This window comes from Sphingopyxis panaciterrae, from assembly GCF_011762125.1.
GTDB lineage: Bacteria > Pseudomonadota > Alphaproteobacteria > Sphingomonadales > Sphingomonadaceae > Sphingopyxis > Sphingopyxis panaciterrae.
The window spans coordinates 1,059,250-1,083,234 of sequence record NZ_JAASQN010000001.1 but is presented as its reverse complement, the minus strand read 5'-3'; the positions used below and the strand labels follow the sequence as shown (position 1 = coordinate 1,083,234).

The 23,985-nt window shown below is 59.6% G+C and carries 14 protein-coding genes; 5 read left to right on the top strand and 9 right to left on the bottom strand.

Features of this window, described 5'->3' with window-relative positions; translation table 11 throughout:
• The first annotated feature begins 98 nt into the window (after nt 1-98).
• Complete coding sequence (locus tag FHR22_RS04950; protein ID WP_208417484.1) at nt 99-1,388, top strand: CaiB/BaiF CoA transferase family protein; 1,290 nt, start codon at nt 99-101, stop codon at nt 1,386-1,388.
• Between the two features lie 250 nt (nt 1,389-1,638).
• On the opposite strand, the gene FHR22_RS04945 is transcribed toward FHR22_RS04950, so the two are convergent.
• From FHR22_RS04945 to FHR22_RS04915, 7 genes are all read right to left on the bottom strand, one after another.
• Complete coding sequence (locus tag FHR22_RS04945) at nt 1,639-3,279, bottom strand: flavin-containing monooxygenase (RefSeq protein ID WP_166939535.1); 1,641 nt, start codon at nt 3,277-3,279, stop codon at nt 1,639-1,641.
• A gap of 138 nt (nt 3,280-3,417) precedes the next feature.
• Nucleotides 3,418-4,350: a LysR substrate-binding domain-containing protein gene (locus FHR22_RS04940; protein ID WP_166939533.1), complete on the bottom strand. Its 933-nt coding sequence runs from the start codon at nt 4,348-4,350 to the stop codon at nt 3,418-3,420.
• Between the two features lie 268 nt (nt 4,351-4,618).
• Nucleotides 4,619-5,641 carry an alpha/beta hydrolase gene (locus FHR22_RS04935; protein ID WP_166939530.1) on the bottom strand — a complete coding sequence of 341 codons (1,023 nt, stop codon included), beginning with the start codon at nt 5,639-5,641 and terminating at the stop codon, nt 4,619-4,621.
• Nucleotides 5,642-5,759: 118 nt separating this feature from the next.
• Nucleotides 5,760-8,120: a TonB-dependent receptor gene (locus FHR22_RS04930; protein WP_166939528.1), complete on the bottom strand. Its 2,361-nt coding sequence runs from the start codon at nt 8,118-8,120 to the stop codon at nt 5,760-5,762.
• A 747-nt stretch (nt 8,121-8,867) separates the two neighbouring features.
• Nucleotides 8,868-10,490 carry an AMP-binding protein gene (locus tag FHR22_RS04925; RefSeq protein WP_208417483.1) on the bottom strand — a complete coding sequence of 541 codons (1,623 nt, stop codon included), beginning with the start codon at nt 10,488-10,490 and terminating at the stop codon, nt 8,868-8,870.
• 117 nt (nt 10,491-10,607) lie between these two features.
• Nucleotides 10,608-12,503 (bottom strand): acyl-CoA synthetase, encoded by a 1,896-nt coding sequence (locus tag FHR22_RS04920; RefSeq protein ID WP_166939525.1) that lies wholly within the window; start codon nt 12,501-12,503, stop codon nt 10,608-10,610.
• Nucleotides 12,504-12,505: 2 nt separating this feature from the next.
• Complete coding sequence (locus FHR22_RS04915; RefSeq protein ID WP_166939523.1) at nt 12,506-13,474, bottom strand: polysaccharide deacetylase family protein; 969 nt, start codon at nt 13,472-13,474, stop codon at nt 12,506-12,508.
• Between the two features lie 475 nt (nt 13,475-13,949).
• Here FHR22_RS04915 and FHR22_RS04910 point away from each other — a divergent pair, with 475 nt between their 5' ends.
• Entirely contained in the window at nt 13,950-14,927 is a 978-nt protein-coding gene (locus FHR22_RS04910; protein ID WP_208417482.1) for an amidohydrolase family protein, read from the top strand.
• A gap of 25 nt (nt 14,928-14,952) precedes the next feature.
• Here FHR22_RS04910 and FHR22_RS04905 read toward each other — a convergent pair whose 3' ends face one another.
• Nucleotides 14,953-15,930: a helix-turn-helix domain-containing protein gene (locus FHR22_RS04905; RefSeq protein WP_166939519.1), complete on the bottom strand. Its 978-nt coding sequence runs from the start codon at nt 15,928-15,930 to the stop codon at nt 14,953-14,955.
• Nucleotides 15,931-16,330: 400 nt separating this feature from the next.
• Here FHR22_RS04905 and FHR22_RS04900 point away from each other — a divergent pair, with 400 nt between their 5' ends.
• The 3 genes from FHR22_RS04900 to FHR22_RS04890 all read left to right on the top strand — a co-directional run bounded on the left by FHR22_RS04900 (nt 16,331) and on the right by FHR22_RS04890 (nt 22,452).
• On the top strand, nt 16,331-17,212 hold the full coding sequence (locus FHR22_RS04900; protein ID WP_166939517.1) for an enoyl-CoA hydratase: 882 nt from the start codon (nt 16,331-16,333) through the stop codon (nt 17,210-17,212).
• Nucleotides 17,213-17,611: 399 nt separating this feature from the next.
• Nucleotides 17,612-19,909 (top strand): TonB-dependent receptor, encoded by a 2,298-nt coding sequence (locus FHR22_RS04895; protein ID WP_166939515.1) that lies wholly within the window; start codon nt 17,612-17,614, stop codon nt 19,907-19,909.
• A 356-nt stretch (nt 19,910-20,265) separates the two neighbouring features.
• On the top strand, nt 20,266-22,452 hold the full coding sequence (locus FHR22_RS04890) for an AsmA family protein (protein ID WP_166939513.1): 2,187 nt from the start codon (nt 20,266-20,268) through the stop codon (nt 22,450-22,452).
• A 136-nt stretch (nt 22,453-22,588) separates the two neighbouring features.
• Here FHR22_RS04890 and FHR22_RS04885 read toward each other — a convergent pair whose 3' ends face one another.
• Nucleotides 22,589-23,896: a glycoside hydrolase family 130 protein gene (locus FHR22_RS04885; protein ID WP_166939511.1), complete on the bottom strand. Its 1,308-nt coding sequence runs from the start codon at nt 23,894-23,896 to the stop codon at nt 22,589-22,591.
• Nucleotides 23,897-23,985: the final 89 nt, after the last annotated feature.

The window sequence follows — 23,985 nt, the reverse complement described above, 5'->3', positions numbered from 1 at the left end:
ATTTTGCTGGCCGCGCCGCGCTACCCCGCCCTTTCAACTCGGGCGCCGTCTTCATCAAGCGCGTTTGTCGCTACCAACAGTTCAGGGGATAAATTGTGATGTCGATGAGCCCTGGAGCCGTGTCGCCGGATAGCGACGCCGCATTGCCAAAAGCGACCGGCCCCCTGAGCGGGATCCGCGTGCTAGATCTCACGTCGGTGGTGCTAGGCCCCGTTGCCACGCAGATTCTCGGTGATCACGGAGCCGACATCATCAAGATCGAAGCCACGGCCGGCGACATGATGCGCGCGAACGGGGCCGCTCGCAATCCGGGCATGAGCTCAATCTTTCTCGCAATAAACAGGAACAAACGCTCGCTGGCGATCGACCTGAAAACGGAGGAAGGCCGCAAGATAGCATTGGACCTTTCCGCGTCAGTCGACGTTGTCATCCACAATATGCGGGTTCCGGCAATGGAGCGTCTGGGCTTGGGCTACGACGCGATCAGAGCGGTCAATCCGAACGTGATCTACTGCGCCGCAACGGGGTTCGGCCAAGAAGGGCCCGATCGTCACAAGCCCGCTTTCGATGACATCGTGCAGGCGGCTTGCGGCCTCGTGGGGTTGGTCGGCGCTGCGAGCGGTCAACCGGACTATACGCCCAGCCTGATCGCCGACAAGCTGGCCGGCGTTGCTGTGTCAGGCGCCGTGCTGGCCGCGCTGGTCCACAAAGCGCGAACCGGCGAAGGCCAATATGTAGAAGTTCCCATGTATGAGACTTTGGTCGAATTCGTTCTGACCGAGCATATGGGGGGGATGGCGTTTGACCCGCCCGTGGGTGCCGCAGGATATGCGCGAATCCTGAGCGGCGGACGGCGGCCTTCGCGAACCGCCGACGGGTATGTGGCCATGCTTCCTTACAGCCCCAAGCATTGGGCCGACCTGTTCGCTTATCTGGACCTCATGACGGCTTTGCATGAAATCGACATAGGAGACCGTTTCAAGGTGAATTCGGTAGTCCGCATGCTTTACGACAGACTGAACGAGATCACGCCGACACGAAGCACGGACGAGTGGCTCTCGATCTGTGCCGAACTCGATATCCCCGTAACGCGAATCTACAACATTGAAGACCTGCCCGACCACCCGCATTTGAAGGCGGTTGGGATGTTCGAAACCATGGATCATCCAACTGAAGGCATAACGAAATTCGTCCGTCCAGCCGCCCGCTTCGAAAGAACGCCGATGAGCGTTCGCCTCCCCGCGCCTGTTTTGGGGCAGCACTCAAGGGCTATTCTGGACGATCTCGGCTACACGGCCGAGACGATAGAAACGCTTGTTGCCAGCGGCGTCGTACATCTGGGCGACCTGCCTGTTGGCGACGGCGAGCGCCCATCGGGCGAGCATTAGGCGTGCCTGCCCGCACACGCGATGAGAGGTCAGACAATCGGATCGCGACAAATGCCAGCCGCTGAAGGCCGCTTGGGCGTGACGATTATGAGTTGACGCGGGAACCCGCCGGACAGCAGTCTGTCCGAGGTACAAGCGAATGGATCGCTTCCCTCGGCGCTCCCGAAAGAATATACTTCTGAGCTTCCAGCGCAGCGCAACACATCCCGTGACGGGCGGGTATCATATGACTGTATTGTCCTCCGGACTTTCAGCTTAACGTGAAGCCTTCATAACCGTTGGCGGCCACCTCCCTGCATTTTTCGAAATAGGCCGGTTGGCCTCCGGCATAGCTGAGGAGCTGGCGGGCTTTCCCGGGAATATTCGCACCCATCCACCAGGAATCGGCGTTCACAAACAAGGTTTCCATCGCCACGTCAGTCGCGTGCTGAGCCCAGCTATCCTGCGCTTCCTCCGTGGCTTCGATCCGCTCATAGCCGCGCGCCCGCATGTCTTCGAGGCAATCCACAACCCAAGCGCCCTGTATCTCGGCGCAGGTCGGACCATTGCAGAAAGACGATGGGCTTTGGGGGCCGTAAATCACGAACATGTTGGGAAAGCCGTGAATCCCAAAGCCCAGATAGGCTTTGGCGCCGGATTTCCATTTGTCCCGAAGCAGTTGATCGTCGGTGCCGCGAATATCTATGCTGGTCAGCCCGCCGGTGACGCCGTCATAACCCGTGGCGAGCACCAGAATATCGAACTCATACGCGGCCTCCGTCGTCCGCAAACCCGTAGGCGTAATCTCGACGATCGGATCGGCTCGGACGTCAACAAGCCTCACGTTGGGCTGGTTGTAAACTTCGTAGTAGCGCTGTTCCAGACTGGGTCTCTTCGTCCCAATCGGATGTATCGACTTCATGGGTGCCAGCTTGTCCTGCATCGCCGGATCCTTGACCCGGGCACGAACCTTGTCTCGCCAGAACGCATAGGCCATTGCATTCGCGTCGGCGTTCTGCATGACGTCAGCGAACGTTCCGAGCCAGAATCCGAAGCCCCCTTCGTTCCAGCGCTGTTCAAACACGGAATTGCGCTCACTTTCCGACACGGCGAGCGCTGAATCGCCGAGAGGGACGACGTCGACGCCTCCGTGGGAGTCTGCCACAGCTTGGAAACGACCTGCAGCCTGTTGCTTCTTCACGTCCAGCTTGGCGGCGCCATCAAACCGTTGCTGCCCCATCGGGAAGGCCGTGTTCGGCGTGCGTTGAAACACAGTCAGGTCTTTGACGATGGGACTGATTTCCTGGATCACTTGGACGCCGCTCGCGCCCGTACCGATCACGGCGACGCTTTTACCTTCGAAGTCGATCCCGTCCTTCGGCCAAAGGCCGGTATGGTGGCATTCGCCCGCGAAGCTTTCGAGACCTTGCAGCTCGGGTATATAGGGCTTTGATGCGAAACCGGTACACATCACCATGAAGTTCGCGCGAAGCGAGAACCCGGTATCGGTTTCGACGCCCCATGTGTTGGTGACGCTATCGAACGCGCATTTCGTGACGCGCGTGTTGAACCGGATGTCGCGGCTCAGATCCAGTTTCTTATCGACATATTTGAAATAGGCGTAGACCTCATCGCGGCCGGGGAATCGCTCGCCGAAGTCCCAATCCTTCCAAAGATCTTCGCGAGAGAATTGATACACCGCCCCTTCGGAATCAAGACGCGCCCCAGGATAGCTGTTCCAGTACCAGACGCCGCCGACATCCGCGCCCGCTTCGATCAACTGAACCTTGAAGCCGCGCCGGCGCAGGCTGTCGAGCTGATAAAGGCCCGCAAAACCTGCGCCGATAATGAGCACATCGAATTGCTCGGCGTCGAGAGTGCTGTTGCCATCTACGTCAATTGCGGAGCTCATCCGGGAATCCTTCTCTCAATTATATTTTGTTGATTTAAATGGCCGCAGGTGCCCGTTCAGGCGGGCACGCACCAGCATGGCTCTGAGGGTAGAAACCGCTCTGCACGGCGTCTAATATCATTAGGTCCGCTGCCGATATCATTGGGATATCGCCGGCCTTGATGGCGCCGGTGCTTCCAGCGCCCTTTGCACATCGACCGCCACGTCGAGTATCCGGCGCGTCGCAAATGTCATGGCATCGTTGCGATAGGCGATGGAAAGGCCGGTTCCGCTCGCAGCGGTCTGCTTTACGAGCGGACGCAGTACGACGCCGGGGGGTGCGATCCCCTTCCACATCGCGGGTACGAGCGCCACGCCGATTCCGCTTTCAACAAACGCCAGGATTGTGTGGGCCTGCTCACCGTGCTGGACAATGTTAGGAAGGAATCCGGCTTGGGCACATGTCGCTTTGACACTGAAGAACATCGTCGGGTTACGGCTCTCCGACGGGAACACAAAGCTGTCGGTCGCGAGATTCTCCAGCCGAATCCTGGTACATCCGGATAAACGATGGTCTTCGGGAAGGGCCGCGATATATCCATCATTCTGGATCGGAACGAGCGTAATCGACGCAGTCTGCGGAGCCGGATGCCTTACTATTCCGATGTCGGCCTGGCCGTTGTCCAGCAAGCTGAGGATGGCCTGCGTGTCGTTCTCGACCAAATCGAGTTGGATGGATGGATGCTCCACGCGCAAACGCGCGATTGTCCGCGGCAGGAAGGTGAGCATCGCTGAAGGGACGAATGCGACGCGTAGCCGACCCATCTCTCCCGATTCCACCTGCGCCAGAACCTGTCGAACCTGGTCGGCATGAAAAATTGCCTTTCGCGCCGGTTCAAGGGCGGCCTTCCCCGCCTCTGTCAGCCTCACCGACTGGGAATTTCGTTCGAACAATCTTGTTCCAAGGTCATTTTCCAGCCGCCTGATCGCCATCGAAAGCGGCGGTTGAGCAATATTGAGACGCTCGGACGCGCGGTGGAAACTGAGCGTTTCCGCAACCGCCACGAATTGACGCAATTGCTGAAGCTTCACCTATCGTCTCCCACCGAATATCCCGGCAACGCTGACCGCCCGACGTCACGCGCATTTGCTCTTCGAGAGGCACTGGCATCCATTGCCGTTCGCGCGGACGACGCCCGGCGCCGGGAACTGCCGCGTCAGATTTTGGAAGCGGCGAGAATCATGGAAGCTAAAACAACATGATAGCGAGAAGCACCGATCGGAAAGATCAAACGCCGCGTGACATCATCAACGGATTTCACCGGTCGCGAGATAATTGGCGATCGCTGCCCAACCGCTATTACTCGTCCGGCCGTGCTTCGCATTCGCAAGCCTCGCTGCCGCTAGCTGACGAACTCCCGTCTCGCGGCAGCCATCCCAGTGTCGCGAGAAAAATATCGGTACGTCTGCTGGTGTCCTCTGCCCAATACTCCGTCTTGGCACCGAGCGATGGATCGTCGAGGCCCATCCATATCTCGGTGAAGCCGTGCGGTGCACCGGGATACAGCACCAACTCGCAGCGCGAACCTTTCTCCGTCGCTTGCTTGCAAAAGGCTTCTGCTTTCTCGGGCGGCGTCGCTGTGTCGGCTGTGCCCTGGAAGATTATCGTCGGAGGCAGATCTTTGCCGAGATGTCCGATCGGGGAAAACGCGCGACCTCGCTCCGCATCCTCCTTGCCGACAAAACGTGCGATAGTCTGCACTGCCTCAGGCGATGACGTGTCGAGGGCAGGATTATAGAGGATGAGCGCATTGGGCCGGACATCTGCTTCCCCTTTGCGCGCCGGGGCCTCCGCATCGGGGTAGAGCGCCGTCGCCAACGCCAAGTGAGCTCCCGCGGAACTGCCCAACGCCGCGATCCTGTTCGTATCGATACCGAAATCGCCGGCATGTTCATGCACCCAGCGCATCGCCGACTTCGCATCCGCGACGGAATCCATCATCGACGAATGATGCCGGCACTTGACCCGGTAATCGACAAGGACAGTCACTATGCCGCGCAGCGCCAGATGCGTGGCCTGCGTCTGAAAGCGCCGGATATCGCCGATGATCCAGCCGCCTCCGAAATAGAAGACGACCGCTGGCGCCTTCTTATCCGGACCGCGCGCCGCGGAACTGAAGACGTGGAGACGTAAATCAGATCCATCAACCGTTTTGTAGATGAAAGGCTTGGATCCATTGATATGCAGCGGCTGCGGGTCGGCTGCCTCGCTCGGAACACAATATTGCTGCATAAATTCTTGCGCTGAAGCGGGCTGGCACATGAAGGTCAGCGAGATGGCGATGAGCGCCTTGCACATCAGACTGGTGCCACTTGCTTTCATACTCGACCTCCGCAGATATCTTGGATCATCGCCCGCATATCGCTTGAACCTAACCATGCATCGGCAATCATTCGGCCGTCAGGGCCTCACCGGGTAATGGCCACTACCTTCATGCACTTCAGAAATTCCGCAAGACCGAGAGCCCAAAAGTGCGCGGGCGAGCCGTTATAAGCGCATATGGATCCTGGGCCGAGTTGATTGCCGAGAGCTGGGCGCGTTTATCGGTCAGGTTTCGGGCAAAGACCGACACCGTCCACAGATCGTTCGAGATCGATGCGCGAAGATCAACCAGCGTGTAGGACTTCAGCTCGATATTGAACGGGCTGTTCTGGAAATAGGCATTACGCTTGCCTTGATAATTGACGTCGGCCGCCAAAGTCGCGGACCAGTCGCTGGTCGACGACAATGGGGTCGTATAATTCAGCCCAACCGCAAATTGGAACGGTGCGACGTCAGGCAATTTGTCTCCGGAAACACCAAGTGTCGGATTGATCGCCAGCTGATCCGGCGTCGCGCCCTCCTTCAGATAGGCATCCTGAATCGAGCCGGCGAAATTGACGGTCAGAGAATCGGTCGGCCTGGCGACGAGTTCGAATTCAAAGCCCTTGATGCGCGCGTTGCCGGCATTGCCCAGGTAAGGCAGCGCTTCCGGGGTTGCCTGCTGGACCTGGATACCCTTCCAGTCGATATAGAAAGCATCGGCTTGGTACTCGAGACCGCCGCCGAACAATTTCCCTTTGATACCAAATTCATAGTTCCACAGATTGTCCGACTTGAACGACGGTGGGATAGGCGCAAAGGGGCTGGGAGGATTCAAGCCGCCCGAGCGAAAACCCGACGACACTGTCGCATAGATCAGCAAGTCCGTGTTGACCGTATAGCCCGCGTTGAACTTGTACGTTAGCTTGCTGTTCGATTGCTCCTCGTTGACCACCGGCGGCTCGCTGGTCTCCCCGTCCGGAAAGCCACCAAATGGATGCAATGTTTGCTGGACGCCGTTAAGTGTCTCGTGGAAATAGCGTATGCCGGCAGTCAGTTCGAGGCCAGACGCCACATCCCATGCCACCTCGCCAAATGCGGCATATTGAACGCTCTTGCGGCGATCCGTACGGCCATAAAATGTGCTCCCGGTGTCGGGGAACAGCAAAGCATCCATTGAATTCAGGGTGCTGAATCCGCCCCGTGGTTTGCCGATGCTATTCGTGGAAAGGACATTGACCTCAAGGTTCGAGGTTTCGCCTTGGCGGAAACCGCCGACCACGAAATTGACTGGAAAGTCGAAATCAGAAGCGAAGCGCAGTTCGCTGGAGTTCAATTTCCGATCTACATATTCATAGGTCAGCGAAGGATAGGGAATGCCGAGCTGAAACAGGATCGCGGTTGTGTCGATACTGTACAGGAATTTACGGTTGAACTGGTTGGTGGTGGCCGTGAATGTCCCGAACGACGTCTGATAATTGGCCGTGGCACTAAAAATCTCAAGATTGTCTTTGCGGGGAGCGAGATTGACATCGGTGTTGCACAGATCGCAACCTTGGGTAGTCGGGGTCCCCGGAACTGAGTACGCCGTGATCCCGGCAGGAGTGTATCGCGACGAGCCTTGTGATTCCTGGCGCTGGCGGGTGTAGGAAAGGTCGATCGTCAGATCGTCGACCGGCTTGACGCGCAGGATGGCCCTGCCGCCAAGGACTTTGTCATTGTTGACGTTGGACACACGCCCAAGAGGATCGGGCGACCCGGTGCCGACGCGAACCTGGTCGACAAAGCCGCTGTCATCGACGCCCCAACCGACGAGGCGCAGCGCTATCTTGTTCTCGACGATCGGCAGGTTGAGCGCCCCGTTGATATTGTAGTTCTCGCCGCCCTTGCGGGTCGTCGATATCTCGCCCTTCACATAGCCGCTAAAATTGTCGAGATTGGGCTTGTTGGTGATGAAGCGGATCGTTCCGCTCATCGAACCGGCGCCGTAAAGCGTCCCCTGCGGCCCTCTCAGCACCTCGATACGTTCCAGATCATATAGCCGGATATCGGACTGAAGACCGCCGCCGTCATTCGCATTGGAACCGCTTATTACGGCCTCGTCATAATAAACGCCGGTGGTCGAAGCACCAGTGGAACTGACCCCCCGAATAACATATTTGCGATCGCCGGGGCCGAGGTTCTGAACGGCCAGACCAGGCACCTGTCCCGCAACATCCTCAAAGCTCACGGCGCCCTGGTCGAGCAAATCCGTGCCGGAGATAGCCTGAATGGCGCTAGGCGCTTTGAGAACGGTGGTCGACTGCCGCTTGTTGGCGGTCACGACGATATCGTTTCCCGAGGCCGGAGCATCTGCCGTATCATCGAAGGCCGGCTGACTGCCTGACTCGGTGGAGCGTGCATCGTTTTCGCGTGAAATCTCACGAGCACTGACCGAATTCAGACTCAGCCAAGAAATAGCGATAATCGAGCAATAATTACCTAAGTATTTCATTTTCATCGCCCCCGATATTACTTTTCTCCCTCCGAGGGAGACTTGGATAAAGTGATAACAAAAATCTCAATGGGGATAAGTCTAAAGAACTTGCGGTTATTGATGAGATAATTTCACCATTATCAGCACATGATATGTGAGAGTCTTCCGAGTGCAGCCCGGGCGTTGCATTTACGAAACCAGCCCTGCTGAACGAAGATTTCGACGCTGTCATCGGTGCATAGCTCCCGTCCGCCTATGACGTCAGTCCGTCGGAGCATCGCATGATCGGTGCCGACCTGCCACGCCGCGATGCATTGACGGTTTAGGCGCAAGGGCGGATGCTTGAGAATTGAGAGGGCCCGACGGAACGGCCCGGCATTGAACTCGATACGCTGCGATCAGGGCGCGAAGCCGCGTAGTCCCGAGGTGACTGCGTGTTTGCGCACTGTCACAGCTCATCAGTCGTCTTCGGGCCGCGTTGCTGCAACCCCGTTCTGAGATAGGCGAATGGCAGGTTTCGAGCACCGGTCGCGACGTTCCCAGCGGCTTGGTGGAGGTGGTAAGCCGCCTCGGCTGGCGGCCCTCAGATGTGACCGATCAATCCTGCCGTTCATTTTGCTCGTCGATATGCCGCGGGATTCTCCTGATGTCGGTATTGTCCTCAAAACCCATACATGCGAAGCAGCGCATCAAAAATCGCGCGCATAATTAGGGCCTCGCGGAGGCGATTATTCCGTGCAGAAGAGATAGGGGCGGACTATGAACGGGCCGTCAGGGGAAGGCTTTCCCTTTCAATAGATGTCTTTGAAGCTTACCACTCGGTGTCCTTGGCAAACGATCAATGAACTCGATCTCGCGGGGATATGCGTGAGCCGATAGCCTTTTGCGTACATACTGTTTTAGTTCCTCGGTCAGATCGTTCGTAGCGTCGACATCGGGCATCAGGACCACAAAGGCCTTTACGATTTCAGTCCGCTGCGCGTCGGGTATTCCAATCACCCCGACCTCAAGAACCTTAGCATGCTCCGCCAGCGCGCTCTCGACGTCGAACGGCCCGATACGATAGCCTGATGAGGTGATGACATCATCGGTGCGGCCGATGAAAAGGATGCGGCCTTCGCTGTTCCACTGGACCAGATCGCCTGTTCGATAATAGGGTTCCGAAAGGGCGACCTGTTCCCTATATCCCACGAACCAGAATAGCGGAGATGCAGTGCGGTGAACCGCCAACTCGCCTGCTGCTCCAGGCCCCAGTTCGCCTCCCGCTTCATCGAGGACGGCGAGACGAAAGCCGGAGATGGGCGTGCTGCCCTTTGGTTGCGAAGCCAAGTCTTCCGACATCTCGTGGCTGGCGAGCACGATACCAAGCTCCGTCTGTCCATAATGGTCACGGACATCCACACCCAGATGTTCGCGGAACCAGCTGCTGACCTCCGGGGTCAGCGGCTCTCCCGCGCTCGAGACGACCCTCAGCTGATCTCTGATCGGCCAAACGGCGTCCGGGCCAGCCTTCATCAGCAGCCTGAATGCCGTGGGGGACCCCGCCAGGCTGGTGATTTCCAGCCGTCGTATAGTCTCTATCGCGAGATGCGGATCAAAGGCTTGCTTGCTGAAGACAGTTGGAAAGCCGAGCAGCAAGGGACCGATCAGCGCATAATATAGGCCATAGGCCCAGCCTGGGTCGGCAAGATTCCAGAATCGATCTGCTTGTTGCAGATCGATCCCTTCGCGCATGTAAACCGTGAAGGCGACCAGCGCGCGGAGCGGTACATCCAAAGATTTCGGTTTGCCGGTCGTGCCGGAGGTGAACATACGAAGAAAGGGTGCGTCGGCGTCCATCTCGCTCGGTTCGGAAAGCGCTGCCGCAGCGATCAGTTGGTCCCACGATTCTGTCGTACCATGAGTACAGCCAACGTTGGAGATCAAGATGGAAGGCGGGGGATTGTCGACCCCATCGACCCTCGGGAGATAGGCTTCATCGACGATCAACACGGCGACATTGGCCTGTTCGAGCCGGTGGCCGATCGCCGCTTCGCCGAAGGCCGTGAACAAAGGCATGAAAATGGCGCCTATCCGCCACGCCCCCAAAGCTGCCACGACCAGTTCCGGGCTGCGCGGAACGAGGGCCGCGACACAGTCGCCGGGCTGAACGCCCAGCCGGGTCAACAGGCCCGCAAAGGCGGTCGACCTCGCCCGAAGCTTGCCAAAGGTCGTGACGCTCGACCGGCCCTCGTCTTCAAAATAAATTGCGGGCCTGTCGGCATCGACTGCGGCGTGACGATCGCAACATTCGAAGCATGCATTCAGGCCTGTATCCCAGTTTCCCGACAAACCATCCGACGCTGAGACAGGGGCAAATGCCAATCCTTCTGTCACGTCATTGCTGCGGTCCATCATCCAACTCCCATCGATGCTATTCAGGTTTGGCGGGCGCCATATCGTTCGACTCAAAGACCTGAAATTATGGTGCAGCTTGCTCTCACCAGCGGACCGGCTACACCCTGCGCGGTATCACCGAACGACGTTTTCGCCGCCCCACCTCAGGTCGAAGTGAAGTGAAAGCGGGCTCAGTATTCCTCGGACGATATCTGCCAGTTTCTCGTCCGGAGGCCCCGCGATCGTCACCTCCACCACGGTCCCGCGCGAGGAATCATTGACAGCGATGATGTCTTCGAGCGCATATCCGAGATCGGGTGAGAGAAGCGAAAGGCAGGCTCGGCGCACGGCGTCGAGGCGAAGCGTCGGTTTGAACACTTTTCCCACCGCTGTCATCGGAAGCGCATCGACAAAATATATGTCGCTGGGGGCGGCGGGCCGCTCGGCGACGCGGTCGCGCGCGAACGCCACAAGGTCTTCCGCCGTAACGCCATATCCAGGCTTTCGCACGACATAGGCGACGGGCAGTTCGCCCGCATATCCGTCGGGCTTTCCCACCGCGGCCACGGCTGCAACCGCGGGGTGCCCGACAAGAGCGTCTTCGACGATCGCAGGGTCGATGTTGTGACCGCCCCGGATGATCAGGTCCTTCTTGCGCCCCGTCAGGAAGATATAGCCTCGGTCGTCCATGCGCGCGGTGTCGCCGGTATCGAGCCAACCCGGCAGCGGTCTTGCACCTTCATTGGCCGATGCCGGCAAATAACCCGGCGTGACATTGGGACCGCGAAGCAGAAGAGCTCCCGCCTCGTCCACCTTTGCATCGCGAACGAACCCGCCCGCATCGTCCAGGACTGCAATGCGAAGGTCCTGATAAGGGGCGCGAATACCGGCGGCGCCAGTTCTGCGTTCTCCGTCTCGCGGATTGACGATCGACGTCGAGCAGGTTTCGGTCATCCCATACCCCTCGATGATTATCGTCCCCGTCTTCTCGAAGAAGCGCTCCGCCACAGAGTACGGCAAAGGCGCAGCACCGCAGATCGCGAGGCGCAAACAGGAAATGTCATGCTGCCCGACCGGACTGTTCAATAATGTCGCATAGACTGTCGGCACGGAGCAGAAGACCGAGATTCTGTATCCGGCAACGATATTCCAGAAGGATGCGATTGTGTCGGCGGATCGAAACCCGTCAGGGCCACCCATCACGACATGCGCGCCAGCCGAAAAAGGCGCGAGACTGAGAAGGATCGAACCCGTCACATGAAACAGGGGCGCCGCGTTGAAGACGACATCGTCTCTGGTCAGCGCGAAGCAGCAGCAGCTTTGCCATGCATTGGCAATTTCGTTGCGATGCGAGTGCGTGACCAGCTTCGCTTTCCCCGTGGTGCCGCCGGTGTGATACAGCGCCGCAATGGCATTGTCCGTGGCGGGCAAGGCGAAGTCAAGCCTATCGCCGCGGGACAAGGCCAGCTCAGCCGAGAAATCGATCGCGTCGCCGACCACCGCTTCGTCTGAAACCGCGATCAGGACGACCTCTGGCGGACACGCCTCCCTCGCGCGCTCAAACAGCCCGGACGCATGCCCTGGCGGCAGGGTGATCAATATTCGGGTGCGGGCCGCCCGGACGATTGCACCGATCGCTTCGACATCCAAAAACGGGTTGATAGGGTTAGCTCGGCCAGCGGCTTCAGCTCCCCACATGGCGAACTGGAACTCCGCTATGTTGGGCAGCAGGATCGAAACGGATTCGTCGCGCTGCAATCCGAGCCGGTGAAACAGATTTGCCGTCCGCGTCACGGTATCGAAGAGGTCGCGATAGCTTAACGTGCGCCCGCCGGAAGACGGCGTTCCCTTCGGCAGGGTTGTCAGCGCCGGCCGATCGGCAAAGCGATCCGCTGACGAGCGAATGAGGTCATAGGTCGTGGAAGCGGACACCCTTTGCTTGAAGGGCATCCTTTCCATCTCAATAATATCGTCCAGATCCCGGAGCGGCTTCCATCGCGTCTCCAGCATTGCTTTCTGGCTGGGGGCCATGGTCAATCCCAACCCGGCCAGGAAAAGTTACCACCCATGGAGTTACAGAGGCGAAGCAAAATGTCATGGAACACTTCGCCGGTGCTGTGTCCCTCGATATAGGCAATATTGTCCAGTTCGTTCAGGATCTGCGGCGGAATACCGGCCAGGCTGACGGACTTTGCGTCTGCCCATTTCTGCGTCTGGTTGCGGAATCGTTCCGTGACGATGGGCTGCACGCTGTAAAATGGATCGGCCATCGCTTCTTCAAGCGGGATGAATTCGACGCCGCCCTCGGCAAATTTGTCGAGGATTTCGCGCATGCACTCACCCGCGATCGGCGAGCCATGGGCAAGCCAGATGAGCGGCGGATTGCGGCCGAACATCGCCCAGTTAAGCGCGACGTGTCGGCGCAATTGATCGACCGCCGTATCGACGAATGTCTTTCGCAGGTAGGCCAGCGCTTCCCGGTCGCCAAGTTTGTGCGCGCGCCAATAGGGGACGATCCAGGCGTGATCATAAAACCAGGCGCTAAGCGGACTGGACGTGAAACCTTCGCTTTTCAGAAAGGCTTCGACCCCGTCGCGCTTCTCCCGCGCATTGCCCCACATATCCATGCAATATCGAAAATATTTGGTCGGGGCATGGGCCGTCCATCTGCCGATGAGCTTCTCGGTACGCTCGATATCAGCGATATAGGTCGGGGCATCAACCCAGTTCAGACTGGCATGCAAATGGGTATGATTGGCCACATGGTGCCCGGTCTCGACCCAATGATCGAACACCTTGTAAAGCGTGGGATCCCCATCCGCGGGCGCCGTACTGGAAAAGCTGTAGACGCCCTTTATGGCGTGACCCGCGAACGCATCCGTCATTTCGCGCGCCGTGCGCGCGGCCGACCGGTCAGCGGGGATCGGTGTTCCGTCCCACAAGAAGAGATCATCGATCGTTACGGCGACCTTGACCGTTCCGTGCGGCGAAATTGGTTGCACTTGAGTTCCTCTCAGCAAGTTGGACGCTCTGTGACGCCCTCCAAGTGCGGCGAATTTGGAACCAATGCTTTTGCCCTGCTTTCGTCGGAACGCAGGAAGGCTTTCGCCACAACGCACAGCGCAGAAGCGAAAGCAGCGAAGATGCACCTCGCGCGAAAGCATCGCGGTGGCACGCGCCGTCGCGCGGACCCGGCTCGCAGTCCGGGCACAAAATGTCTGAAAACCGGACCTTTTTGATAGAAATGATCATCTTGTCAGAGATGAGCCGTGGTCGCGACGAGCGCCTTTCGATACGCTGTGGTGGGGGGAAAATCGCGGCCGGATGCCCGTCCGGTAATGCGGACGCCGATGTTGACACAAGGCTGCGTCCCATCTCATCTGAATGTCGATCGCTGCATCACCCGCGGGCTTGCCCTGGCGCCAGATGGCCCATGACCCCAGCCTTTTCATATTCGACAGTCGGAGGATTCAAGCCGTGCCGGTACAGAACTGGATTGACGTCCACAGCCATTATTTTCCGCCGATGTCCGCAGAAGAACAGCGCGAGATGGTGGATCATCTGCGCAAGAACTGCTGGTGCATCGATCATTTCAACGAGTGGACGGTCGAAAAGACGCTCGATCATATGGATCGGCTCGGCACCCAGATGCAGATGCTGAGCTTTGTTCCGAATACGGTTCAAAAGTTACGCAGGTCCAACGACTTTGGAGCTGAGATCGTCCGCCAGCACCCCGATCGCTTCGGATTGCTCGTTGGCTTGCCCAGCGACGATCCGGCTGTTTGCCTGGAAGAGATTGCTCGGTCCGAAAGCGACCTCAATGCCGACGGCTTCGCGATGCAGGCGCTGTACAACGGCGTGTATCTCAGCGACCCGCAGCTTGAACCGGTATGGGCCGAGCTGGAGCATCGCAAGGCCGTGGTCTTCTTCCACCCAAATGCAACGACAAGCGCATGGGACCGCCCCGGCGCGCTGATGGAAGTCGCGTTTCAAACCGCCTACGTCATCGTCGACATGCTGTATGCGGGTGTGTTCCGCCGGCATCCAAACATCCGGTTCATCATCGCCCACTGCGGCGGGGCGCTTCCCGCCATCTCCGGCAGGCTCCTTCAAATGGGAGCGATGTCGTGGGTTCCCAACCCGCAGAATATCACGCGCGAAGAAATATCGGAGGTGTTGGGCAAACTCTTTCTGGACACTGCCGCGACGATGCCGACGACATTGGGGGCAGCTCTGGAAATGACGACAGTGGACAAGATCGTCTATGGCTCGGATTATGGCGTGCCATGCGTGGACGATCAATCAATCGCGGAGAATATCGAGGCCCTGCTCGCATTCCGGGGGCTCTCGGCCGACCAAATTCAAGCGATCGGGCGGAATGCGCTCAACTTGTTCCCCAAGGCCGCCGCGCGCCTTGCTGCAGGCAAGTCATTCGGCGATGCCGCTGCCGGGTAGACTTGTGACGGTGACCGTGCCGCTTTCATGAATAGGTGTGACCAGCGTCCTTTTGCGACCGCAGCGTGGAGGGCGAATATCCATAATGCGCGCGGAACGCTTCCGAAAAATGGGAACTGCTCGAAAAGCCCGACTCGAAGGCGATTTGTGTGATGCTCTTGTTGCGGTAGAGCGGATTGCAGAGCTGCTCATGCGCCGCGAACAACCGCTGCTCCCTCAGATATTGGCGCGGCGTCGTGCTGTCCTGTTTAAAAAGCGCCTGAACATATCGTTCCGAAAGGCCAAGGGCGCTGGCTACATGGCTGGTGGTCAAATCATGGTTCCCGGAACATCTGCGGATATAGGCCTTGATCCGCTTGAGCGTCCGATCGCGCGACAGGGCGGTCAAATCCGCCGTTCCCGATTCGCGTTGCAGCGAGAGCGCGACGAGATCGACGAACTGGCTGCACGAACTCTGAAATTCATGCTCGGCCAGATATCCGACCTCGGTCACAAGCGATCGCAGAAAGTCTCCCGCGAGCCTTGCGATGCCTACGTCGCATCGGATCACATGAGCGCAAGACCGCTCGATATCACTCACCCGCTGCTCGAAAATGCCGCGCTTGGCTTTCAGCAGCAGCGCCGACATCGGCACGGCGTGAAAGATTCTCATTGGCGCCGTCGCGTCGAACATCACGAAACTGCCGACCGGCGTAACCGCCGTGCGGCCGAATTGTTCGATAATGCATTCGCCTTCTATCGGTGCGATAATTTCCACATCGTCGCATCCATCGCTGCGGATATGGTCGCTCCCGCGATGGAAAGAGGCGGGAGGCTCCCTGAAGCTGACCAGTTGAAAGGAATCGACGGCATAACAATCGAGCGCGCCGTCAAAGAAGGTCTGGTCAGGGATGTGCACCGACATGTTGAAATGCAGGTCCTGAACATTCCGGCTCCACGCCCGCGAGCGGCCCGAGGGCGGCAGCTCCGTCGTGTCGAAGCGACGTACCATGCTGACTGCCATTACCTCTCCCAGCATCCTCTCGATATTCTGTATAATTGGGTCAGTTGTAACGCTGCTGTCGATGAGCAGTCAATGCGCGGCCGGGACGGCCCCTTCCTTTGTCCCGATGTGCGCTTGCGCGAAAGCGTTTGCCCGGTCTGACGATAGGCGGACTGCCGTGGTCGGCAATATAGGAGATCGCCGCACAGCAGCGAAAGGCGACGTCACTCGAAAGTGCGCCATGGATCAGAATCAGGCCAAGGCCAGTGCCAGAAACGGGGATGTCGCGATGCGCTATCGCCCATTATCGAACGACGGTCCGCACTCGTTTCCGCAACCATATCGGCGGCAGCATGCCTTCGAGCACAGCACGGGCAAAGGCCCGTCGCGTCACATGAATTCCATTCGAGAAAGAGAACCAATGAGCGCAGACAAAGTCATTTATGAGGTTCTGGATGGAGGCATTGGCCGTGTCCTGATAAACTCCCCTGCTGACGCCAATGCCCAGAATGCGGCTACGCTATATGCGCTCAATGACCATATGCTTCGGGCCACCCATGATCCCGCGGTCAAGGTGATCATCCTCGGCGGCGTGGGAAAGCATTTTTCCTCGGGACATGATCTCGGCCAGTCCGATGTCGATATCGTCGGCAAGGATCGGCCGCTGCTCTCGACCTGGGGGGAAACCGGCATCGGCTCGATCGAGCGCTGGTATGGCTGGGAACACGAGATGTATCTCGACATGTGCAAGCGCTGGCGGGCGCTGGCCAAACCGACAATAGCGCAGGTCCAGGGCGCCTGTATCGCGGGCGGGCTCATGCTCGCATGGTCCTGCGATTTGATCGTCGCGGCAGAAGACGCATTTTTTCAGGACATGACCATCGACATCGGCGTCAGCGGCGTGGAGTTTTTCGCCCATGTCGCGGAAATCGGGCCAAGGCGCGCCAAGGAAAAGCTTTTCACGGCCGACCGCTGGTCGGCACAGGATGCGCTTGATTGGGGCATGGTCAACAGGGTCGTCCCACGCGAGGTTCTCCAGGAAGAAACGCTGGGGCTCGCGCGCAAAATTGCGTCGAAGCCGATGTTCGCGCTAAAGCTGGCAAAAGAGGCGGTGAACGGCTGCATGGACAGTGCCGGTTTTGTGGACGGTGTTGACCGGGCCTTCGCCCTCCATCACCTGTCCCATGCCCATAATCGCATACGCTATGACGGTCTGATCCTTGATCCCGCCGGGGTGCCCCAGAAAATCCAGGACTCGCTCCCGGGCGGCTTGCGCCGATTCCCCAACAACCCGGAGAAATGACGCCGGACGCGCGACAGTCTTGCCGATGAGATGGGACCGCCGCGAGGAAAGGTCAGAACACCGACGTCCTCCTCAGTCCTTGCGGCCAGATAATGGCCTCGGTTCCGGTAAGGGTGCCTCGGACCCTTACCTCGCGGGGTGAGGGAACACCGGGAAGAAAAAGCTGTTCGGCGTTGGACGATCGATGCCTCACCTCTTTCCTCCAGGCGAAGGACATTGCGCCAGCACCATAGTGATTATGCGGTCTGCGGATAGTCCAGTTTGACGTGCAAGGGGTACCGAAAGGACGAGACCGGGAAAGAACCGGGCAGTTCGCTTGCGACGGGCAATTGCTGGCGCAACGCGGCTGCAGTCAGCGAACAGACAGAGCGCATCAATGCGTGGGAAGAGGGAGAGAAAATGATCAAGAACCGTTGGGCCCACGCGCCCCTGGCCCTAACTATTTCGCTCGCGAGTGCAACAGGCGCACACGCTCAGGAAGCAACAGCAGCGCCTCCTTTACAGGAAGACAATGATGGCACGCAGGACATCGTCGTAACTGCCCAGAAACGGTCGGAAACGCTGACCAGCGTCCCGATGTCGATCACCGCTGTCGGCGGCGACAAGCTTCAGCAAGTAGGCATCACGGGCGTAGCCGATCTCACGAAGATCGTACCGGGATTTGCATTTCAGCCGAGCGAGTATGGCTCTCCGATCCTGACGCTGCGTGGAGTGGGGTTGCGCGACAAAGCCATCGCCGCGTCGCCCACCGTCGCGGTCTATGTCGACCAGGTCCCCCTGCCCTTCTCCGAAATGACGCGGGGCACGACCCTCGACCTTGAGCGGGTCGAGGTTCTGAAAGGGCCGCAGGGCACGCTGTTCGGACAAAATTCGACCGGCGGCGCGATCAACTATATCGCCGCCAAGCCTACAGATATCTTCGAGGGCAAGGCAAGCCTGACATACGGCCGGTTCAATGAACTAAATGGCGAACTCGTCCTGAGCGGCCCGATCACCGAAGGGCTCAATGGCCGGATCGCGGTTCGAACGGAACAGCGTGACGACTGGCAGCGAAGCGGAACGCGAAACGACACGCTTGGCAGCCGGAATTTCACGACAGCCCGCTTGCTTCTGGACTGGGCTCCGACCAGCTCGCTCACCGTTTCCGCCAATATCAATGGCTGGGCGGACAAGAGCGATACGCCGGCCTCGCAATTCGTCGGCGTCGCGCTGGCGCTACCCGCCGGTCGCCAGACCCTTGTGCCCTATCTCAACGCGCAGAGCCCCGCGCCGGACAATAACCGGCTGGCCGACTGGGACCCCGACTTCTCGTTTCGCCGGGATGACTATATGATCCAAGGCTCGCTGCGCGTTGACTGGACGGTTGCGCCTGAAACCACTCTGACGTCCATCACGGCCTATTCCAAATACCGGCAGGAATCCCCCATCGACACTGATGGTTTGGCGGTAAAGGATTTTCGGTTGACGATCTTCGGCCGGATCGACTCCTTCTCGCAGGAACTGCGGCTGGCCGGAACGGCTTTCGACGGCAATCTTAAATGGACCATCGGCGCCAATTATGAGTCGGACAAGACGAAGGACAGCCAGTTCGGGGACTTCGAGGCAACCAATGCCGTCGTTGGCGCTATTAATTACGACACCTTCATCAATGAGAACAAGTCCGACATCGATGCCTATGCCGTGTTTGCCGGGGTCGATTATGATCTGACCGACCAACTGACCCTGCAGGGTTCGATCCGCTACACGCATTCGAAGAGGAAATTTGCAGGGTGTCTGCGCGATTCCGGCGGGCAGATCGCGGCAGCGATCAATCAACTCGCCTCGGCACCAATCGCCGCTGGTGCGTGCGTCACGCTGGACCCCGCCACATTTCAGGGGGTCTCGATCGTGACGAGCACGCTTTCGGAAAATAACGTTCCGTGGCGAATCGGCCTGAGCTACCAACCGTCGTCAGATGCCAACTATTACTTCAACGTGACGAAGGGATATAAGGCCGGAATTTATCCGACGGTACCCGGGCTCATTCCTTCGCAGTTTGCGCCGATTAAGCAGGAGTCCATTCTTGCCTATGAAGTCGGATTTAAAAAGGGATTTTTCGGAAACAAGCTGAGAGCATCCGGTGCGGCCTTCTATTATGATTACACCGATAAGCAAATACTTGGATATATTAATACGTTTCTTGGGAACCTGCCGGGACTTATCAGCATTCCCAAAGGTGAAATCAAGGGAGCAGAGCTACAGCTCGATATCCGTCCTTTAAGCGGGCTCAATCTGACCGTTGGCGGGACCTATATCGACTCCAAGGTCAAATCCGATTTCATCGGCAATGATCCGCTGCAAAACGCCGTGAATTTCAAGGGCGAAGCCTTCCCGGGGGCGCCGAAATGGCAATATTCGGTGGATGGGCAATATGACTTTCCGGTATCAGGAAGCATCGATGCCTTCATCGGCGGAACTATCTCTTACAGAAGCGGGGCGCAGGTGGCATTTGGTAACCACCCACTTTTTCTGGTTACGGGTTACACCCTTCTCGATCTGCGCGCCGGGGTCGAAAGCGGGCCATGGCGCCTACAGTTATTTGGTCGCAATGTTACCAACAAATTCTACGTGACCAGTATCGCGCGTAACACCGATTCCATCGCCCGAGTGGTCGGCATGCCAGTCACTTACGGCGTAACAGTATCGCGCAAGTTCTAGAACCAGGCCTCGCTGATCGAGGTCGAAATAGCGGCTCTGCGGTGCGCCCCCCGCAGGCCGCAATCTGCTCTCTTACTCGTGCATGTTCGCAGCAGCATGGCCAGACAGCCAGATTGGTGCGCAGCTTGGTCGCGACGGAAGGGCCATTCCTGTCGCCCGAAGCATTGGTTCAACCTTTGGCGCGATTGCGGATGCACAAACTGAGCGGCCGCTTTCGAGCAATGCAAATTCGAGATTGAGCGCCCCAATTGAGGCGCACACCTGCCACCTTGGCGATACCGCACTGAAGGCGCGGTATCCGCCCGCCAGCTCAACCCGTGAACGGAACGATGCTCCGCGCGGCGGATTGATGCCGCATGGAAAAGCGCTCCGGTCAGGAAGCCTCGGCGGCCCGCGCGCCAGCCCTCCGCTGGACCGCTCGACCGCGCCACTGGGCACGGACCGCCTGGACACCTGCCTCGCTCGAACGGCGCCCGCGCCCGCTGCGGATCGCGATCAGGACGGTCGCGCTCATCCTGCTTATCCTCTTCGCTATCTGGCTTATCCTCTTCATCACCAAAGGCCGCTTTCTCAAGGGCCCGTTCGAGCAGTTCGCGACGGCGCAGCTCGAGCGCCAGGTCAATGTCGGCGGCGACTTCCAGCTCTATTTCGCGCCGCTCAACGTCAAATTTTATGCCGAGGACATCCGCATCGCGAACCCGGCGTGGGCGCGCGACAAGCAGTTCTTCACGGCCAAGAAAGTCGACACGCGGGTTGCCACCCTGCCGCTGATCTTCGGCAAGCGCATCCTGCGGTTCGCCGATCTCGACGGCGCGCGGCTCGCGCTCGAATGGGATGCCGGGAACAAGCGCAACAGCTGGACCTTCGGCGACCCGAACCGTCCGCCCGAGCCGCTCGAACTGCCGCGGATCCGCCGCGCCGCGATCACCCAGAGCGGCCTCACCTATCGCGACCCGCGACTGCAGCTGTTCGCGGACATCGACGTCGACACGGTTCGCGCGGCGGGCACGCGCATCAGCGACGATATCGGCTTTTCCGGACGCGGGACGATGCGCGCGCAGCCTTTCACCGTGTCGGGGGGCCTCCAATCGCCGAACGAGACGATTGCCGGCGGCAAGAACGCGCTGACCCTCCATGCGGTCGGTCTCGGCAACACGCTCAATGTGTCGGGGACGTTGCCCGGGCCGACCGAGCTCGAAGGCGCCGATCTCAAACTGCAGGCGCGCGGCGGAAATCTGTCGCGCATGTTCGACTTCCTCGGCGTCGCGATCCCCGACACGCGCGCCTACCGCCTCACCTCCGCGCTGACCTATGAAAACGAGGTCTGGAAACTCACCGGGATGAAGGGGATGTTCGGCGACAGCGATCTTGCCGGCTCGCTCGCGGTCAGCCAGCCCAAGGGGCGCCTCTATCTCAAGGCCGACCTCGCCACCCGTTCGCTTAACATCATCGATGCCGGCCCGTTCGTCGGCTATGATCCGCAGCGGCTCGACCGGATGGGCACCGGCGGCACGATCGAGACGGTCGGCGGCCGGCCGCGGGTTCTGCCCGACGCGCAGCTTCGCGCCGCGGCGCTGAAGCGCTTCGACGCCGACGTCCGCTACCGCGTCACCAGGGTGCGCGCCGAGAGCTTTCCGATCAGCAATGTCGACCTGACGCTGGCGCTCAAGAACGGGCTGATGGAGCTGAAGCCGTTCAATTTCGTCGTCGCGGGGGGCACGGTCAAAAGCGACATCGCGATCGACGCGCGCCCTGCCGTCGTGCGCACCGAATATGACGTCCGCCTGTCGCCGACGCGGCTCGGCACGTTGCTCGCGCGCTTCGGGACCGAGCAGTCGGGGACGACGGGCACGGTCAGCGGCCGCATCCGGATGGTGGGCTTCGGCGACAGCGTGCGCGAATCGCTCGCGACGTCGAACGGCCGGATCGCATTCGTCCTGCCGCAAGGCACCTTCTGGACACGCAACATCCAGCTCGCCGAACTCGATCTCGGGACGTTCGTACAGAAGATGTTCCAGGACAAGCTCAAGAAGCCGGTCGAAATCAACTGCGGCGTGATCGCCTTCACCGTGCGCGGCGGGATCGCCGCTGCCGACCCGATCCTCATCGACACGAAGAAGAATGTGATGCTCGGCCGCGGCGGCTTCTCCTTCCGCAGCGAGGCGATCGACATGGCGGTGCGCGCCGAAGGCAAGACCTTCAGCCTCTTTTCGGGGCAGTCGCCGGTCGGCGTCGGCGGCTATTTCGCGGCGCCGAAGATCGATCCCGTCAGCGACGAACTCGCGGGCCGCGCCGGCACGGCGCTCGGCCTCGGCATATTTGCGAGCCCCGTGGGCCTGATCATTCCGTTCATCGATCCCGGCGATGCGAAGGCGGCGCAGTGCGGTCCGGTGCTCGCGGGCGCCACCGCGGCGGCCCAGCGTACCAGCAAGGGCAAGCCGCGCGACGATGTCGGCAAGGGCACCACCGCGAAGTCCGAGGATGGCAAGCAGTCGGCCGACGGCCAGAAGAAGCAGCGCAAGAAATTTCTCGGGATATTCTGAGGCTTCGCCGGCGCAAGGGAGCTTTCGTCACGGCGCGGCGGTGCATCGCAGCCTGCAGAAGGCGGGCGCGGATGACCCCGAAGACCGCGCCAACGCGCGGGTGTTGCTGTGACGCCTGGCATTCTGCCCTGCCCGCTCAGTCCATCGCGGAGAGCATTGCCTCGATCGTGGTGGTGGCAAAGCCGATGGCGCTATCCGAAATGCCGTAAGGGATGAACAGCTGCCCGCCGACCCGGGTGGCGCCGCAGGTGTACACGACGTTCGGCACATAGCCTTCGCGGTCGCTCTCGGCAGCGGACAAGATCGGGCAGCGCGTCCGCGCGATGACCCGCGACGGATCTTCGCGGTCGAGGAGCGCCGCGCCGAGGCTGTACTTGCGCATCGCGCCGACGCCATGGGTGAGCAAAATCCAGCCTTCGTCGCATTCGATCGGGCTGCCGCAGTTGCCCATCTGGACAAATTCCCAGGGAAATTCGGGCCGGATAAGGATCTGCCCCTCGTCGTTCCACTCATCGAGGCTGTCCGACGTCAGGATCGTGATATTCTTCCCGTCCTGGCGCGCGACCATCCGGTAACGGCCATCGATACGGCGCGGGAAAAGAGCCATCCCCTTGTGCCGCGCCGCGTGCCCCCGGAGCGGCTCGAGACAGAAGCTGCTGAAATCCCGCGTCCTGAGCAGCTCCGACCGGATCGCGCGACCCGAATAGGCGGTGTAGGTGCCGAGATATTCGATCTCGCCATCGTCCTCGACGAAGCGGACCAGGCGCAGGTCCTCGAGACCGTTGCGCTGTGCCTCGGTAACGGGGAACAACACGCTGTTCGAGATCGCGCTGCCCGCGTGGCGATGGACGCTGACCGCCTCGTCGGGGCCCATCTGGTGACGGTCGTCGGCGACGGCCGCCATCGCTGGTCCCGACTGCGGCCAAAGCTGGAAACCGGCCCCCGGACCGATGATCCCCTCACGGAAGGCGACCGAAGAAATATGCCCTTCGCCAACCGCGCGCATCGACATGATAAAGCGGAGCTGCTCGCCGCTAAGACCGCTTTGATCGGGATGCGGGACGATGCTCGGGTTCATGAGCGCCGCGGCGGCATAGCTATATTCGTGGCAGAAATAGGCGCCGATAAGGCGGCGTTTGACGGGCGACACCGCCTGATCGTCGAGATCGAGGTCTTCCGAGATTTCGCGATAGCGCTCGTCGAAAATCTCCCCGATCTGCCAGTGGCGCTCCGAGAAATCCTTCCAGATCAATCCGAGTTCGAGCTCGGCCTGATCGTCGTCGAGACCGAGAATGTCGCTTACCAGCTGCGCCGCGCGCGGGGGCTCCGAGACGTTCGACTGCCAGGCAAGGTGGAACGGCCGCAGCACCACACGACCGGGATCGGCCGTCAGCTTTTCATCAAGAATCTTTAGCGGGGACTGCTCGGGCCGGCAGATCAGCATGGATGGTCTCGACCTTTCATATCGTCGCCTTCCACCGGCAACTGGTCGCGCACGATGAAGCGATCGGGGAGAAAAGCAAATGGTCTTCG

What these genes read in the sequence shown, in the direction of transcription:
- FHR22_RS04920 (WP_166939525.1), bottom strand. Translation starts at nt 12,503, where the DNA reads ATGGCCCCCAGCCAGAAAGCAATGCTGGAGACGCGATGGAAGCCGCTC.
- FHR22_RS04945 (WP_166939535.1), bottom strand. Translation starts at nt 3,279, where the DNA reads ATGAGCTCCGCAATTGACGTAGATGGCAACAGCACTCTCGACGCCGAG.
- FHR22_RS04890 (WP_166939513.1), top strand. Translation starts at nt 20,266, where the DNA reads ATGGAAAAGCGCTCCGGTCAGGAAGCCTCGGCGGCCCGCGCGCCAGCC.
- FHR22_RS04885 (WP_166939511.1), bottom strand. Translation starts at nt 23,896, where the DNA reads ATGCTGATCTGCCGGCCCGAGCAGTCCCCGCTAAAGATTCTTGATGAA.
- FHR22_RS04895 (WP_166939515.1), top strand. Translation starts at nt 17,612, where the DNA reads ATGATCAAGAACCGTTGGGCCCACGCGCCCCTGGCCCTAACTATTTCG.
- FHR22_RS04930 (WP_166939528.1), bottom strand. Translation starts at nt 8,120, where the DNA reads ATGAAAATGAAATACTTAGGTAATTATTGCTCGATTATCGCTATTTCT.
- FHR22_RS04950 (WP_208417484.1), top strand. Translation starts at nt 99, where the DNA reads ATGTCGATGAGCCCTGGAGCCGTGTCGCCGGATAGCGACGCCGCATTG.
- FHR22_RS04925 (WP_208417483.1), bottom strand. Translation starts at nt 10,490, where the DNA reads ATGGACCGCAGCAATGACGTGACAGAAGGATTGGCATTTGCCCCTGTC.
- FHR22_RS04935 (WP_166939530.1), bottom strand. Translation starts at nt 5,641, where the DNA reads ATGAAAGCAAGTGGCACCAGTCTGATGTGCAAGGCGCTCATCGCCATC.
- FHR22_RS04905 (WP_166939519.1), bottom strand. Translation starts at nt 15,930, where the DNA reads ATGGCAGTCAGCATGGTACGTCGCTTCGACACGACGGAGCTGCCGCCC.
- FHR22_RS04900 (WP_166939517.1), top strand. Translation starts at nt 16,331, where the DNA reads ATGAGCGCAGACAAAGTCATTTATGAGGTTCTGGATGGAGGCATTGGC.